15 protein-coding genes are annotated in these 16,024 nt (G+C 53.5%); 5 read left to right on the forward strand and 10 right to left on the reverse strand.

All coding sequences use genetic code 11. The features are described from left to right. Positions 1-125 precede the first annotated feature (125 nt). The 3 genes from WCA10_RS09165 to WCA10_RS09175 all read right to left on the reverse strand — a co-directional run bounded on the left by WCA10_RS09165 (position 126) and on the right by WCA10_RS09175 (position 2,861). A complete protein-coding gene (locus WCA10_RS09165) occupies positions 126-815 on the reverse strand; it encodes a toll/interleukin-1 receptor domain-containing protein (protein WP_472822201.1) in 690 nt (229 codons plus the stop codon). 333 nt (positions 816-1,148) lie between these two features. Beyond that, positions 1,149-1,835 (reverse strand): hypothetical protein, encoded by a 687-nt coding sequence (locus WCA10_RS09170; protein ID WP_472822202.1) that lies wholly within the window; start codon positions 1,833-1,835, stop codon positions 1,149-1,151. Positions 1,836-1,883: 48 nt separating this feature from the next. Next, positions 1,884-2,861: a hypothetical protein gene (locus tag WCA10_RS09175; RefSeq protein ID WP_472822203.1), complete on the reverse strand. Its 978-nt coding sequence runs from the start codon at positions 2,859-2,861 to the stop codon at positions 1,884-1,886. A 726-nt stretch (positions 2,862-3,587) separates the two neighbouring features. On the opposite strand from WCA10_RS09175, the gene WCA10_RS09180 reads away from it, so the two are divergent. The 4 genes from WCA10_RS09180 (at position 3,588) to WCA10_RS09195 (ending at position 6,636) form a co-directional block, all read left to right on the forward strand. Next, positions 3,588-5,147: a recombinase family protein gene (locus WCA10_RS09180; protein ID WP_472822204.1), complete on the forward strand. Its 1,560-nt coding sequence runs from the start codon at positions 3,588-3,590 to the stop codon at positions 5,145-5,147. Between the two features lie 76 nt (positions 5,148-5,223). After that, positions 5,224-5,457 (forward strand): ParB N-terminal domain-containing protein, encoded by a 234-nt coding sequence (locus WCA10_RS09185; protein WP_472822205.1) that lies wholly within the window; start codon positions 5,224-5,226, stop codon positions 5,455-5,457. After that, positions 5,438-6,304, forward strand: coding sequence for a ParB/RepB/Spo0J family partition protein (locus WCA10_RS09190; protein WP_472822206.1), 867 nt, complete (start codon positions 5,438-5,440; stop codon positions 6,302-6,304). Before WCA10_RS09185 ends, WCA10_RS09190 begins: the two co-directional genes overlap by 20 nt. Before the next feature lie 11 nt (positions 6,305-6,315). Beyond that, positions 6,316-6,636 carry a ParB/RepB/Spo0J family partition protein gene (locus tag WCA10_RS09195; RefSeq protein ID WP_472822207.1) on the forward strand — a complete coding sequence of 107 codons (321 nt, stop codon included), beginning with the start codon at positions 6,316-6,318 and terminating at the stop codon, positions 6,634-6,636. 193 nt (positions 6,637-6,829) lie between these two features. Here WCA10_RS09195 and WCA10_RS09200 read toward each other — a convergent pair whose 3' ends face one another. From WCA10_RS09200 to WCA10_RS09220, 5 genes are all read right to left on the reverse strand, one after another. Then, the gene (locus WCA10_RS09200; RefSeq protein ID WP_472822208.1) at positions 6,830-7,561 is read right to left on the reverse strand and encodes a hypothetical protein; all 732 of its coding nucleotides are present in this window, start codon (positions 7,559-7,561) and stop codon (positions 6,830-6,832) included. Next, positions 7,561-8,805, reverse strand: a complete 1,245-nt coding sequence (locus WCA10_RS09205; RefSeq protein ID WP_472822209.1) for an ImmA/IrrE family metallo-endopeptidase — start codon at positions 8,803-8,805, stop codon at positions 7,561-7,563. The genes WCA10_RS09200 and WCA10_RS09205 overlap by 1 nt, the downstream gene beginning before the upstream one ends. Positions 8,806-9,412: 607 nt before the next feature. Beyond that, positions 9,413-9,580: a hypothetical protein gene (locus WCA10_RS09210; protein WP_472822210.1), complete on the reverse strand. Its 168-nt coding sequence runs from the start codon at positions 9,578-9,580 to the stop codon at positions 9,413-9,415. 81 nt (positions 9,581-9,661) lie between these two features. Further along, the gene (locus tag WCA10_RS09215) at positions 9,662-10,576 is read right to left on the reverse strand and encodes an ArdC family protein (RefSeq protein WP_472822211.1); all 915 of its coding nucleotides are present in this window, start codon (positions 10,574-10,576) and stop codon (positions 9,662-9,664) included. Positions 10,577-10,916: 340 nt separating this feature from the next. After that, the gene (locus tag WCA10_RS09220; RefSeq protein WP_472822212.1) at positions 10,917-12,257 is read right to left on the reverse strand and encodes a PDDEXK family nuclease; all 1,341 of its coding nucleotides are present in this window, start codon (positions 12,255-12,257) and stop codon (positions 10,917-10,919) included. A 402-nt stretch (positions 12,258-12,659) separates the two neighbouring features. Between WCA10_RS09220 and WCA10_RS09225 the strand changes: the two genes are divergently transcribed. Beyond that, a complete protein-coding gene (locus WCA10_RS09225) occupies positions 12,660-14,093 on the forward strand; it encodes a tyrosine-type recombinase/integrase (RefSeq protein ID WP_472822213.1) in 1,434 nt (477 codons plus the stop codon). A gap of 780 nt (positions 14,094-14,873) precedes the next feature. Here the strand turns inward: WCA10_RS09225 and WCA10_RS09230 are convergent. Next, positions 14,874-15,170: a hypothetical protein gene (locus WCA10_RS09230; RefSeq protein ID WP_472822214.1), complete on the reverse strand. Its 297-nt coding sequence runs from the start codon at positions 15,168-15,170 to the stop codon at positions 14,874-14,876. A gap of 58 nt (positions 15,171-15,228) precedes the next feature. After that, positions 15,229-15,933 carry a DUF4136 domain-containing protein gene (locus tag WCA10_RS09235; protein WP_472822215.1) on the reverse strand — a complete coding sequence of 235 codons (705 nt, stop codon included), beginning with the start codon at positions 15,931-15,933 and terminating at the stop codon, positions 15,229-15,231. Positions 15,934-16,024: the final 91 nt, after the last annotated feature.

Below are 16,024 nucleotides of genomic sequence, written 5' to 3' on the forward strand. Positions count from 1 at the left end.
TGGACCCGAAGGATAGCAAGGACGAGGAGTGCAAAGATAAGACACTCCGCTGGGTACAGCAACTTCCGCCCGAGTAATGGCGATCGATGGAAAGATCCTTTTATACTTTGCACCTCAGAGCGTACCTAAGAGAAAAGCTCAACCGTCTGCCTCAAGGACGACTCGTTCCGAGGAGCGACTGCTTCTCGATCCTTCAGCTTTGCGACCTCTGTGTAATTCTTCTCACATCTGTTCAACCGCTCTTCCAACTCCTCGCTCACTTGCCGGTAATCATCCCTTTGCTTCAGCGCGTCCGCATATTCTTTCGCTGAGGGTCGGTTCGGCTTTTCAAGCGAAGCAACTATATCGGAGAGCTTTTTCAAGAACTCTCCCTTTTTCTTGGTCCACCAGGCATGTTTTGAAGTCACCGAAAGACCCTTCTCTATTCGCTCGCGCATTTCATCGAGGGCGGTCTCCTCCTCAAGTCTCAGTGCTTGCGTGCCCTGCAGAACCGCCTTCATCTCGCCGAACGTCGAATTAGAGACCACGAATGGCAGAAAATCCTTGGAAAGCACCCATGCAGCGCCAGCTTCACAGAGGCAGAATGCACTCGCATAATAGTTCGGTGTCAACAGGGCAATGACAACGGTGGAATCGGCCAATTCCTGCTTGATGTAGCTCTTGAAATCTTGGCCGGCGGGAATGCCAAGCCCCGCAAGCGAACTGCAAAAGATATTTGAGGTCTGCAGATTCAAGCCCGTAAGAAGAAGATCAGTAAGAGCATTGGCAAGGGCACTGTCCTTGTCTGCATGGCTAATAAAAACCCGACCTGTCAATTTGTTTAAGCCCCCGAAGAGATTCTATCGCCTTTGCTCTCGGAGTCAGGAAAACAGGTTTGGCCGCGGGGCGCGTAGCCCAAGCGATAGTCCAGGGGAAAATGTACGACCAGCTGGCGGTAGAATTGCGGACGCTCCGCAATCAAGTGCGAGCGTTTGCGCGAACCGACTAGGAGAAGGCGGTGTCCCACCAAACCAACCCTATGTTTTCGGGATGCCGTGGGGAGTCTCCGGCCGTACCGTCGCGCAAATGCGAACGGACCCGGCCCAATCTGCTTTGTCTAAACCTAAATGCAGGTAGCGTCCTGGAGATGGTCTGGTCAACTGTTTTTGTTATTGCATCTTCGGCATCCCGCTTAATTGACTGATGAATTCAACTCTATCTTTTTTGATCAGATGACTGCCGCCGCTAAGATCGATTAGGGTCAACCTAATTGAACTCGCAGATTTAGTGTCGGGGGGCATTCCATCAACGTAAAAACCAACGTGGTCTGGAACTGCATACGCGTTTAAATAGCGGATAGACCGTAATGATTCCCCACTGATGTCAATGTTTCGGATTGATCCTCCAGCAAAAAGATGGACGCTCCATCCATCTTGTGTCCCCGTGAATGACTGCGCGGAGTCGCCTTCGCCCACCATAATGGCGAGTTCGTATTTATGAATGGTCACATCGGGCATTTGGACCTTGTTCCACGCTTTTATCGCGAGCAAGATTACTGAGCTTTTTTCACTGTCTGGTGAATAGGTGACAGGGCCAATAAATGCTTCGAAGATCTCGCCATCGATGTCCGGCTTTTGGTTTCTATTCTTCTCTTTTTCAAGCTCCAAGTGCTCTTTCAGCCAAGTTCGGTAAACGCTGAAAAGTCCGAGCAATACCGCCAAAGCCGCGTATGCAGTCTTTTGAACTGCGCTGGACGCAAAGAGTGCCAGAATGGCGAACGGCACCGATGCCGGGCCACTCAAGCCGGACCCCCATTCAGAGAACATGGAGGCGAAAAATAATCTGACGTTTTTCATGTCCGCAATTCTCACATCACTCGCCGTCACAAGTCGAACCATACGCGGCTAGTTCGGCTCCGCTTCGTCCGCATCTGGCGCGTTTTCTGAAGAGTCAGGTGGCTGCGCCTCGGCGTCAAAACTTGCTGTGGTTCCGGCCGGCAAAGCTTTTAGAAGATCATCCAGGAAGGCATCGAATTGCTTGTCTTTCCGCGGGTCTTCTGTCGGGAAATGCACATTGAGGTTGGATAACTTGTCGGCGGGGATGTAGAAGTTCGATCCCGGGATTTCTCTCCAGAATTTCTCTTTGTCAACTTTTACGCCGCTCACCTTCGCTTCCAGACATGCGAGCTTAAAGTCCTCTCGCCGGAACCGCTCGGCATCCGTCATGAACAATCCGGAGAGCCTTCCATTTGCATCTAGGAAGTAATCACTCACCTTACCGCGATACAGCGTGTCCTGACACAGCACATCCGCGATCACATCGCGCTTTGGATCTTTGGGCCAAGTGAAGTCGGTCAGAAGCACTTGGAATTCGGAGATGTTGGGCAGTAGGACCTTGCGGGCCAGCCAATCGTAAACGACGCTCTTCCCTGTCCAGTCACCATATTTACTTGCCAAGAACCCGAAGAGGGAGCCTTCAATTAAACTGAAGATGAAATACCAGCTAAGAAATCGCAGCTGACGACGCCAGATTCTGCTAATGGCCTGCTCGTAAACGGATTTCGGCTCTTCGGTCGGGTGAAGGAGTTTTTCCGGATCCGACGAAACAACCAAGCTCAATCCGAGGCGATAGTCTCGCTTGTATTCATCAATACCACCAAAGCTATACGAGAATGGATGACCCTCGGCGATTGGAATCTTCCACACGAACCAGTTGGCAGTGCACAGCGGAAGTATTGAAACAAGAACTCCCAGCGTGATCTCCTGTGTCCTGGTTAGCTGGAACAAACGCAGGTGTACCCACAGGCCCGCGAACACTCGGAAGAGGACCCCGGGAACCAGTACATAGGCAAGGATGAAATAGGTAGTCAGGAGAGCAATCAAAACCGCCCTCCTGCGTATGACGGGGTGTTATTGGCCGGTCTGACGAGGAGGGGTAATTCGCAGTACTCGTCCGGCCACATCACGGATTTCGAACGACCTTCCATTCCTTAACGTCTCAACCAACTCGCCCCGCCGCCTCTCGATTTGGCGCTGGAGCGACCTTTCCGGAGTGTCTCTACGGAGAGAATCAGTCAGCTTTTTCAAGTCGGCAGTCATGCAGAAGCCTCCTACACAGATTAGACGCACAGGGTCGTTCTGAGAAGCGCAAAATGACGGGGCATCTTCTTTCGTACCCTCATCACGTTTCCCCTGTCAATTGCAAGGTTTCAGATTTATGACTCGTTAAACTGTTGAAATGTAAACTACATCGCTCGGAGCGGTTGGTGTGCATTTGAAGCAGTTGATGCATGGATGAAACGGTAGCGTGGGGCTAAAGTCGGGTCGTGAATTGAGACGACCCAAAGCGAACGCCGGGGGGCGTCGGCGCCTTGATTATAGAAGGCACCTCTCTGAGGAGGGCTCACAGCCGGGACGAGCCGTTTCAAAGCCGCGACCCCTTCGGCCATCCGCTCGGAGCCAGTCTCCAGAGAATTCACAAAAATCTTGCCCCTCTTGTCGTGAAAAGTGCCTATTTCCAACCACTAGTTCTATGAAGGCAATTGAGGTCTCACCAGGAATCGCACGTCACGGTGGATTTTCGATTCGACAAGAGCTGGTGCCAAACAAATGGACAATCCATCTGCTGCACTCTCGAATACGCCTCGTCCTTTGCGAGCAGCGCAATACGTGCGCATGTCCACCGAGCATCAACAGTACTCCCCTGAGAACCAGCTGGAGGTGATCCTTAAGTACGCTGCTGCCCACCAAATGGAGATCGTTTGTGAGTACTCAGACTTTGGACGAAGCGGGCTCAATATTGCCGGCCGCGAGGGCCTGAATCAGCTAATGGCGGATGTGGAGAACAGGCGCACGAATTTTTCCGCATTACTTGTCTATGATGTCAGTCGTTGGGGACGGTTCCAGGATGTTGACGAAAGTGCCTACTACGAATACGTGCTCAAGAGAGCCGGCATTCGAGTGCACTATTGCGCGGAGCAATTCGAGAACGATGGCAGCATGTCATCATCCGTTCTTAAAACCTTGAAACGCTCGATGGCAGCGGAATACAGTCGAGAGCTATCAGTCAAGGTCTTTTCCGGCCAGTGCCGCCTTATCGAACTGGGGTTTCGTCAAGGCGGGCCGGCGGGCTATGGGCTGCGGCGACAGTTGATCGATCGGGATCGGAATCCAAAGGGTATCTTGGACAGGGGCGAGCGAAAAAGCCTCCAGACCGACCGGGTCATCTTGGTTCCCGGTCCAGAGTTGGAAATCGAAACCGTTCGAGAGATTTACGAGCTATTTGTTGCTCACCGCAAAACCGAACGGGAGATCATGGAGGATTTGAACGGTCGCGGCATGTTGGGGGAATTCGAACGCCCGTGGACACGCGCGTCAGTCCATCAGGTGTTAATGAATCCGAAATACATCGGCGCGAATGTCTACAACCGGCGCTCCTTCAAACTGAAATACAAACGCGTCAAAAACCCGGTGCAGATGTGGATCTGGCGAGAAGGCGCCTTCGAACCTCTCATCTCGGCGGAGCTATTCGCACAAGCAAGGGAAATCATCGAAACTCGTCATCGTCATCTTTCGGATGAGGAACTTCTGGAGCGGCTGCGGGAGTTGCTCCGCGCTCGAGGCCGGCTCTCCGGCATCCTCATCGACGAGACCGAGGATATGCCCTCCAGCGCCTGTTACTTCTCGCGTTTTAGCAGCCTTGCTCGCGCGTATTCACTCATTGGTTGGGCGCCCGATCGGGATTACGCATACATCGAAATCAATCGCAAGCTCCGCCGGCAACATGCAGATTTGATTGCCTCCATATTTGACCAGATTTTGGCCCTCGGAGCTACCGTCAGCGTCGACCAGAGTAATGACCTGCTCACTATCAATTCCGAATACACAGCATCCTTGGTCCTAGCAAGATGCCGGGAAAGTCGAACGGGACACCCACGGTGGCAGCTTCGATTTGACGAGAGTCTGCGTCCAGACGTTGTAATTGCAGCCCGCCTCCGCCCTGGTAATGATGACATCCTTGACTATTACCTTTTGCCGCGCCTTGATGTCCTGGCCGAGCGATTGACCTTCAGACCGGAAAACGGCCTGGTTCTCGATGTTTACCGCTTCAACAATCTGAACTTCTTTATGGAGATGGCGCAGCGTGCGCGCGTGGAGAACGCTGCATAACGGAACATCACATGGGGCGGGTTTCAATCCCGAGATTCACATTCCTGATCCCGGATTATGAAGCGGAAGGACAGCGATGATTGTTGCCAACATGCACGAGAACTGGTTCAAAAAGCCGATTACAGTCGTGTCACGAAACGAACCCGATGAAGATGGGAAGCAATTCGATCTCGTCTGCGGCTATGGAAGACTTGCGGTTTTCGTAGCTCTCGGTGAGGCGAAGATACCATCGGTCATTATCGAAACATCACGTGAAGAAAAGGCGCAGCGTGCGCACATGGGGAGTTCGTGTGAAGGAACAACACGTTGAACGGATTCCAATCGATCAGATTCACATTGCAAATCCCAGATCGCGCAGCATGGGTAAATGGCAGATCATCGTTGCCAATATCCGCGAAGTCGGGCTCAAGAAGCCCATTACAGTTGTGCGCCGCAAAGAGCCCAATGGAGATGGGAAACAATTCGATCTCGTCTGTGGTCAAGGAAGAATTGAGGCATTCGTCGCTCTGGGGGAGAAAACCATCCCAGCAGTCATCACTGAGACATCGCGTGAAGATCAGTACCTAATGAGCCTGGTCGAGAATATCGCAAGGCGACCGCCATCCAATAGGGACATTATCCGCGAAGTGCGAACTCTGCGCGAGCGTGGATACAGCGTCGGCGATATAGCAAAAAAGATCGGCACAGATCGGATGTACATATCCGGTATTGTGCATCTGGTCGAACACCAGGAACTCGAACTCATTGATGCGGTCGAAGGCGGACGGTTGCCCATCAGCGTCGCAGCACAGATCGCGAGCGGAAAGGATACTGAGATTTCCGAAGCTCTTTCAGAAGCATACGCAACTGGGCAACTGCGAGGATCGAAGCTGGCCGCCGCTCGACGACTCATTACGAGGCGGATTGAAAAGAGGCAGAAGCAAGGCAAAGCAGAAGAGAATCGCCGCAAGGTGACAGGGCACATGTTGGTCCAGGTATATAAACAAAAGGTTCGCGAACAAAGGACTCTTATCGCGAAAGCGGAGCTAACAAAAGAGCGCCTTCTGTTAGTTACGTCTGTGATACGCCAACTTGTTAGCGACGAGAACTTCGTCACCCTGTTGCGCGCGGAAGGGATCTCTGACATGCCAAAGCAACTCAAAGACAGGCTCGATTAGGGGAACGAACGATGTCGATCAGCGCGATAAAGGCGGCCTTTGAAAATCAGATCGTCGTGTTACCCCTCGACATCATTGTGCCGCAAAGAGATGCGACCAAACGCTATCGGTATGCAGAGTTCTATAAGCAACTCGCGGCCTCGCTAAAACATGTCGGGCTGATTGAGCCGTTAGTGGTTTATCCGAGAGGACCAGCCGATTATCTTCTCCTTGATGGCCATGTGCGTTTCGAGATTCTGAAGTCGATGGGAGTAAACGAGGCCAAGTGCCTTCTTTCGACTGCTTTTCGCCCGTGCACCAGCTTTTTACTTCGAGTGTCTCCGATTCAATGACAGATGCCGGTTGCGAACACAACTGCACAAAGATATTCCGAAGAGTCTCCTCATTCTCGATGCCTTGATAGTGCATTTGCAGTGGATTATAGGCTCCAGAGCACGCCGAAAGCCACAATACTGATTGTTTTGCCGGATGGTTCTAGCTAAGATGTTCTACCGAATTGACGGCGTAACTGTCGCCCAAGCATTGTCAGCTGGCCGGCTTTTTGGGCTTAGTCAGCTCGATGCGGTAACTATCGCCTAACTCGGTTTCGATCGCGGAGCCAACAATCTCAAACTCGGGATTGACCAGCCGCGGGTAGAATCCCGGAAGACCCTCTCGGAATTTCCGGTTCGCAAATGCGCTATGTGGCGCCTCGTCGACATCATGAAGAGCTTTGCGAAATCCGTCACACGATTTCTCTGCCACCTCGCCGCACTGGTAGAGAAACACCAAGAAGTCGTAAACGCGAAAGGTCGGATGTTCGAGAGCTAGACCCAGCCGATCGGCGTCTCGGATTGCCTTCCAGTCGTTGCTCAACACTGCACACTTCAGGACATGTGCTGCGGCATGCGTGTATGCTTCTCCCCGCTGGATGACGCCGTGGTACTTTTGCCCAAGAAGTTCCATGCTGTCGTAAGTGACAAATGGATTGTTCGAGGTAAATTGCCCGAGCGTGCGAGGACTCAGGACGGTAATCAATCCTGTATCCAAGGCCTTCTGAAAGCCTTCTCGGCAGCATTCGGCATGTCTGCGATTGGGACGAAGCATCTCAGACTCGACGGCTTCTGTTACGGCGAAATGAATTCCGAATTGCGTGTGAATCTGCTTGAGGATCGCTTCGTGCTTTGCGCAGAAAATCTGCGTCAGCGCGTCTGTGTCGCAGACAATAAGCTCGAGCGGCTTCCCCGCGGGGTCACGGCCTGGCGCGCTCGGTTCCATTAGGCCGCAAGTTCAACTAGAACAGACCCGAAGCGCTCCATGAAGATCTCGTAATCGATCATCAGGAGTTCCGCTGCTTTTCCTTCAGAGATCAGCCCGTCATTGCAGGCGTCGATCACCGATTTGACATAGGGAACCGGCAAACGTAGCGTCCTTGATGGAATTGTGGTCTCCCGTTCCTTAGGGCTCCAGACCTTCGTATCGCGAGGCGCTTCGAAGAACTCTTTCGTGGTCAGGGCATGCGATGTGAGACCTCTGAGATGCTTGATGATACGCATCTTCCCGTACTTGGACGATTGTTCTTCTGAAATCAAGTTGCATTCAACAGCAGACGCGAGGATGACGCGCAAATCAACTTGAGAATGCGCTACGAGTTCAGCCAGATTTCTTGCATTTAGCTCTGCCCAGTTAAGTCCGAGAGTAGAAGTAAGGGCTTTGAGAATCTCTCGCGAAACAAAGCAATTTCGAGCAAATGAGTCAGCGCGTGCCTCCATTACTGAGGACTCAGTCCGGTTTCCCTTGGTCCAGCTATCGACTAGTGCTGATTCTCCCGCGATGTCGAAGATTGCATGGGCTAGTTCATGGGCCAGCACATAGTTACGCCTGAACCAATTCTGGCGAAAAGTGTTGATGAACAGGCATGGCGTTCCGAGATCTGCACCGGATTCGCCAACATAAAAGGAGCAGCCATCGATGGATGACTCTGGCACGGGCATCTCAATGATGAGGATCCCAAGATTGCGCAAAATGCCCCGGATAACGTCTCCTGCTGCACTAACTCGTTCAGGGAGCGCCTTGTGAGAGAATCCCAAATTGATGTTCTCCCTTAGCACTCGGGCTGCAATCTCACCTTGTACTACGGGCGATTCATGACGCGCTGGCTCCAGCTTTTTGCTGACTAGCTGAAAATGGACTTGCCACTTATCGCCAGAGAAGCCGATCACCGAGTTTAGCTGTTTCAGGTAAAAGCCGAGTCGTCGGATCAAAACCACAAGCTCACGATCCTGTTCCTTGACTGTGCCCGAATTGCGGAACTTGAACCAGATGGCAGGTGCCTTCGCAAGTTCAGCTTCTTTGAAAACCTTTGGGTCGACCCCCAAGATCGAGGCTAACTCCGGAATGATGAAGCCGGCGATGTCCCGCTCCTTGTTGACCCACTGGTCGAACATATGAGGGGCTATTCCCAGAAGGGCCGCGCAGGCCTCAGGTTTGAGGCCGGCATCTTCAAGCAGCGCCTTTAGCATGTAAAGCAATCTCCATACTCGTCTGTCAGTATCGTGTCGAGTCGATGGCTTTCGACGCGATACGATGCGCCAGAGGAGTCACTCTAAAGCGGACGTCTCCGCCACAGAGGTTTTGATGCGCAGCCACACGCGTCAGAATTGCATTACGCTCGCGTTATGCAATTCGTTCCCCGAATATTCCATATCGGCATATTCAGGAGAAATTTGATTAAAGCCAAAGATACCACGAAATTTAGGCTGTCCAGTGACCGTTGACACCGAGCGGAGCCAGTCTTCGCCGGTCCTTCGCCTCTGCAGATGTATCGTTTTGTAGATTTGATAGACGTTCTGCGGAGACAAGGACTCCCTGTCCATTTTATTCCAAGTGCTGCAAAAGACAGGCAAATGGACCGAGGCCGCGCTCCCTAGTGTCAGAGAGTCTGAGTGTCGGATAGACATCTGAGCGGAAGTATGGGCGGTAAAAGAAAAGCGGAGCCGGTCTTCCTGGCTCCGCGAAATGGTCGTACGTGATTGAAGGCTATGCCGTTGTTTTCTTAGCAGCATTCGTTTGCGACTAGGGCGACCCTCCCGGTGCACTTCGACTTTTCCTTCGCAGCGAACTTCTGCTTCACTCCGGAGATGGCGTCACCGTCCACTTTGTAGGTCTGTGCGGCGTCACGGAGAATCCGCCACCAACTCCCGGGGAATCGTCGAAGATGCGGCGGGGGTTGGTGGCGGATTCAGTGAGGACGACGAGAGGAAGGTTGCGGCATTCAATCGCAGTGTAGGTGTTCATCGATCGCTCTCCTTTGACCGGTTGCGCGTGCCAGGGAGTTGAGCGGACGGCGCTGTGCCGTCCGCATTTTCAAAGTCGCGGTTAGCTGGCTTGAGCTAGTTCTGGCTCCAGTTCTTCGGCTGGCTCTGCTGCATGGCTTTCAATTGCGGTGAGAATGACGGCGGAGGTCTTCTGGATCACTTCCAAGCTCTCGGTGAGCAGGGATGCGTTGCCGTGGTAAAGCTGGATGTAAGAGGCCGATGCCCTGCCCGTCTCAAGGCCGATGGTCTTACCGACCACAAAGGCCACAGCCTCGGCCTCGGTTTCACGCACGGTCTTGGTGGTTGCGGTCCGTCGGTCGGCTTTGTGCAACATCTCGTGCGCCAGTTCATGCACAAGGGTTGAGAACTCCTCGGCGGATGACTGGCCGGGCAATAAGGCAATTTTGCCTCCATAGCTCATGCCAAGGGCGGGAGCGATGCTTTCTTTGAACTCCAACGCGATGCCCTGAGCAATAACAAAATCCACAAGGCGGTCGCGAAACTCTCCGGCACTGCCGGAGACGCGCTCGGAGAATTCTGGAAGTTCCGCCCCTTCGGTCTGGCTCACATCAAAGACATAGGCGGCGCGGAATCCAACCAAAACGGCCTGATTCTGTGTGCGGATGTCCTTCTCGGCTTCCTCGTCTTCCTTCCGGCAAATCCCGATCATGGGAGCGAGAATGCGGATACCCCGCTCGCCCTTCTTGACCTTGCGGCCAAGCTGGTTCCACGCATAGAGACCAGCTACGCGGGTTGCGTCCGGCTTCTGCCGCGCAATTTCCAGAATGTTGCCAAAACTGTATGTGTGAAACCTGCCCATTGCGGTGAGGTAGGCGGTGAGTGCTTCGGAGTGTCCCTGCTCCAACTGCTCGATCAGGGCTTGCACGTTGGCCGCGATTACTTCTTTCGCGGTCTGCTGTTTGTTGGTGTTGGTGTTGGCGGTGGACTTGTTGACGGCTGCGGCTGTGGTATTCATCGGTGCTTCCTCCTTCGGCTGTTGCACTGGCCTTTGCCTTTAAATCGGGCGGCGGCGTGTACATACATGCCGAACGCCTCCTGGCGAAGGCGGGGGGTAGCAAGCGCAAGGGGAGGGGGATCTCCCACCCTTGAAACGAAGCGAAGCGGAGTGGAAAGGGCGGAGCGAAGCGGAGGGCTGCACAAGCGAAGCGCGGAAACCTGGGGAAACCCCTTGCGGGCGCGAGGGGCGGAGCCCCTGAGTGTACTTCGCACTTGCGTTCAGGAACAGGACCGCTCTTGTTCGTCGCTTATTTTTACTTTGGATGGATTGAGAGAAGTAACGACTGCCCCAAAGGCTGTTATCGCAAAAAGTCGATGAGCGGCTTCAAACGCCGACATTCAGAGACGAACAGTTCGAGCTGCTCCTTATAGGCCAACTGCCACAAGTGATCTTCTTTAGGAAATGGCCGAACTAATCTGAGGGCCAGGTTTGGCTGTTGATTTCTTCGACGCACATGAAGGACTTGAGCCGGGCTTAGCTCTGACCGATGCGCCGCGATCCACGAGACCCAAGAAGCCTTGACGGCATCATAGTCACGATATTGCTTGTCGATCGCTTCGAGAAGACTCTTAGCCGTCCAGGTCCCCACCTCTTTGAAGAAGAGAGGAATCCAGTGGTAAAACCTTGGCTGATGCTCCAGCTTTAAGATGCCGTGAAACTGAAGCCCGCCATGTTCGCATACGAGTTCCTCGAAGCGTGATGGCTGATCAGTAATTCGCGCTTTCATGATTGCCTGCGAGGTACGCAATTCTGCGTTGATCGCTAGGTCCAAACACCATGGCATTGCCATCGCAGAAATGTTTGGTACGTCATTCTTGGGCATTTCGTCGGAGTGGCCGAATGAATACGCCCACCAAGCTCCACCTCGGACGAACGGAGGCACAGAGTACGTGATCTCGGGCACGCCAGAGCAAATCACGTCGGGCGAATCAGCTCGCGCCATCTTGATTGGAAGCATTTCGTAATCTGAGAACAATTCTCGGAGGTCAGCCAAGGAATCGCGCAGAACACGATGTGAAATAGCAAGTGACTCCCTCGTGACACTAGTTACGAGAGATTCGTAGCCGATTGAAGAGATTTCCGGAAGCCACTTCTCAACTTCTGATTCCGCTTGTTCGCGCTTGCGATGCGTGTATGCCTCTTTTTGCAGCCGCTGCATCTCTGCCGCGCCGGACGGTACGCCCGGAAACTCGATACAGCGAATTCCGATCTCCTCAAGGAATACCTTTCTGAAGTCGGGTATGAAGGGCGCGACCAACACCATCTTGAACTTGCCGTCTCGCATTAGGTCCCTCATCAACCCGTAGTACTCGACCACTTGTCCGATGTGCTCGCGGGTGAGAGGAACGGCTTTCAACTCGATGATGTATCGGAAGTCGGACGTGCGGAAAAGTAAATCGATCCGCTTCCCTTCAACGCAAAACTCTCGGGCTTTCTCGAGAATTAATTCTCCCGGGAAGAGCGTCTCGGGATGTTCGAACAAATATTGCTGTAGATCGCGTTCTAACAATGGTTTTCCTTCGCGCTCGAAGAGCTTGCGCGAGCCTCTGTAAAACTCGTAAATAAGAACGAGAGATATGTACAGAATAGATGGAGGGTGGGAAAGAACGCTACTTGCTGCTCGGATAGAGAGTCGCACTTCAGCGGCCCCTTCTTAACCGGATGCAGTGCTTACAGCATCTGCGTGAGATTCTTGCCGGCTGGATCGCGTGCACAAAGCAGTCAAATACCTGTGTTGGACTGGGCTTCCCTCAAAAACTGACACCTTTGCTGCAGCCGTGAAGTGGAACAGAACGAGCGAATAAGAGGCGAACCGGCGACTACGTTCCGCTTTCGTTGCCGATTCTCGGGACGTCCATCCGTCGTGCTCAGCTTTGGTCCACTCTGCCTTATTCACGTCACGCGGAGTAGCTCTTGGTCGTAGTCAAATGCCTGCCATGGCCTAAGAAGTAGGCTCTACGAGGGTGAGTTCTGGATACGCTGTTGACATTCGAACCAGCTCAGCCGGTACCACATTGGAATACAATCGCAGGTGATATCCATGGCCACTTTACCGCAAGCAATTGCTGCTGTTCCGTCCATTTTTTCCGCCTGCACGCCTAAGGAAGATGTCCTCAAGGGCGCAATGGCTGATGCGGAGTTCGCCGCTGACCTGGCACAGGTTCTCCGGGGTAATGCGCCAGCTCAATATGCCGACCCGGCTCGCTTCTTCTCGAATACCTATCCGACTCGTGGACTCAAGAATCTGCTTTCCAACGTCTGTGGACGACTCAGCAACGGGCAAGGCGTAGCTTCAATTTTCCGCCTTGACACTTCTTATGGCGGCGGCAAAACTCACGGCTTGATTGCCCTCGTTCATGCAGTTCGCAGCGGGCGAACGATTTCTAATATCGCCGAGTTCGTGGCCCCAGCGCTTCTCCCGCAAGGAAACGTCCGCATCGCCGCGTATGACGGGGAGAACGCTGATCCTTCTAACGGCCGGAAAATGGACTCTGGCATATTGGCGTACACCCCTTGGGGCGAGCTCGCCGAGGAGCGCCTCAAAGAAATCAAGGCGCGCCGCCCCGGTGAAGTCGTCGATGACGGACTGAAGTTCAGCACAACTACCGGATACCTCTCCGTGATTAAGCAGCATTTGCGGCCAACATGGGGCACGGTCCAACTCACCGACATCAAGCCGCTCGCCGTACAGGAGTGGCTCAAACAGATCGATCTCTCCCGCAAGACCAGACAAAACATCAAGGCCGTGTTCCACAGGATGATGGAGCTTGCGATGCTCTGGGGACTCATGCCAGCGCAACGCAACCCTTTGAGTCTCGTGGAAATCAAAGGCGGTTCCAGCCGACCGCGGCGGAAGAAGATGATCCTTACGCCTGAGCAATTCCAGCAGATCTGCGAGAAGCTCGATGAGCCTTTCAGGACCATGGTGGTGATTGCAATGTGTCTAGGCCTCAGGGTGAGCGAGATTCTGGCGTTGAAGTGGTCCGACTTTGATTTTGAAGAGGGCACACTGATGATCACCCGAGGAACCGTGCACGCTCGGATCGGTCGGGTGAAAACCGAATACAGCGAGGACGAGATGCCTCTGCATCCCGCGTTTGCTGAGATCCTTTTGGCTTGGCAGGCCGGGTGTCCGGCCAGTCAGGAAGGCTGGGTTTTTCCCAACCCGAATACTGGCGGAGTCTGGCACGCTTCCGTGCTGCAGGGAGACATCCTTGTTCCAGCAGGTAGGGAACTGGGAATCGAGCGACTTGGCTGGCACACTTTTCGGCACAGCTACCGTTCGATGCTCGATGCCTGCGGAGCCCCGATCGGCGTGCAACAGAAGCTGATGCGTCATGCACAGGTAAGCACAACCATGAAATACGGGAATGCTTACATGACGGAAAAGCGGAAGGCGCACGGTGCTGTTGTGCAGATGGTTCTTCCTGCGCAGCGCAAAGGAAAAGCGGAAACATTGGAGGTTTCCGCTTAGCGTGGGGTTACGTGGGGTTTTCGGTGCTGTTTTTTGTAACCCAAAAGAAACCTTAAGTCGTTTAGATTGAATTGGTTGAGGGGGCTGGATTTGAACCAGCGACCTTTGGGTTATGAGGGAAGTCATGAACTGATTTTAAGAGACTTAGTGCGGCGCGGATGATACCGAAGCACTTTTAGAATCGATAAGATACCAACGCGACTTGAGAACTGCGCTCCAGTTTGCGCCCCCGTTTTCTGATTCGTTCTCAATCCTGCTGAATGTACTTTTGCATTGGCAAACTACTCTCCTTCCACCGGAGTTTGGAGTACTCGTTCCCTAGCTGGCCAACCGAGTGGATACCGAGGTGATTCGGGAGGGTGAAGGAAAACGAACTGAACTAAAGCCGACATTAAGAACTCGCCCATGACGACCTGCCATCCTCGCTTGCCTTTAACCTCGACTCCCTGCTCACGCGCGTTCAAGCCCTGATGATGAACTCTAAAGAACCGCCGACCCGTCAGCGCACCCTGGGCGTCAGGGCCCGGGCTCCTATTCCTCGCTTCGGCCATCCGGAAATCACGATGGCTTGTCCGGACACCCTTCTGGGAGGTCGCGATCGTTCCTCCTTAGTCTTGCCGCGGCGCCCGCAGCTCACCTTCGACCAGCAGGCCGAGGCCACGACGCAGACCGACTGTCAGAAGGCCGTCAGATACTCTCTGGTTTGGTGAAGCACGTTTCGGTCGAGGTGAGGCGGATGTGGATTCGTTTCGCGGAAACAACTGCACCTGCCTGCGGGTTCTAAGACTGCAGGCTCTCAACGACATTCGGATTGAACTTGATTTGCCCGTTGTCGGCCGGTGATTTTGTCTGGATTTCCAGCGCGAAGGTGGTGAACAGTTGCTCGGTGAAGCCTGCGGTGCGTTCTCTTCCGTTCTCGTCGGTACCTTGAAGGAAGACGTAACCCGCTTCCGGCCGGAACACGAACTTGCGGACAGTAATGATCCCGATGGAAGTGTGAAGCATGTAGAGAGCGTCGTCAGGCTTCTGGATAAGAGAGCGAATATCCCGGTATACGTCCCAGAAACGTGAGTCCATCGATCCTCCTCGTCTGGTCCGCAGCGGGAAGCCAGACTTACTCTAGTCGCCGTCGCGATTACTTTTTAGGCTGGGGTGGTGGATAGTTCTTCAAGAGTTTGGCCATGGCCTTTTGCAGATTCTTATAGTTCTTGTCTGGGTCCTTCTTCAGATCGATGGTCTTGGTCGCGTCCCCACGCCAGATCAGATCATCCAGTGTGGGGTCATACAGGTCCACAACTATGGTCCCGATTGGGACGCTGGAAGTCTGGGCCTGCATTGAGCCGTTCCACGTCCCTGAACCGCTGCCCCACCCACCCCAGCCCCTTTCGCCCCAGCCCATGCCTGAGAGATAGAGGCTCTGTTCCTGGCGGATCGCGGCGTGGTAACTCACGTGAAGGTCCGCGTTCTTCTCGACCTTGATAAGACCTTTTTGAGCCAGTTGCTCGTCAATCGCACGCTTTATCTCGTTGTTAATCAACTGATCCTCAGACGGGTTATCGGGGATCTCGGATGCGGTCGGAGGATTTGGTACGGCGCCTAAAAGGATCGTCGGAGGATCTGGCAAACCTGGAGGAACGGCGAAAGTCACTGGAGCGCCTGGTTTCGATTCCTTTGTGGCACCTCTTTTCACTGTGGCAACGGGAGTCTCTACCCATTGATAAGTTTTGTAAGCGGAAAAATTCGCTGCTCGATCGTAGTTGTAATGGACCTCCTGCCCATACGCGAGCGCAGTGGTGACGGGGAACGTCAACACCAATCGCAATAGCATTGTCAGTCTCATTTCGAAGGCCTTCCTTCTCCGACGACGTTCGTTCCATCTCTTGAACTGAACGACTGGGGAAGACAATGCCGGCAAGAATGTCAGATGTTGT

The organism is Occallatibacter sp. (assembly GCF_049582745.1).
Classification (GTDB): domain Bacteria; phylum Acidobacteriota; class Terriglobia; order Terriglobales; family Acidobacteriaceae; genus Telmatobacter.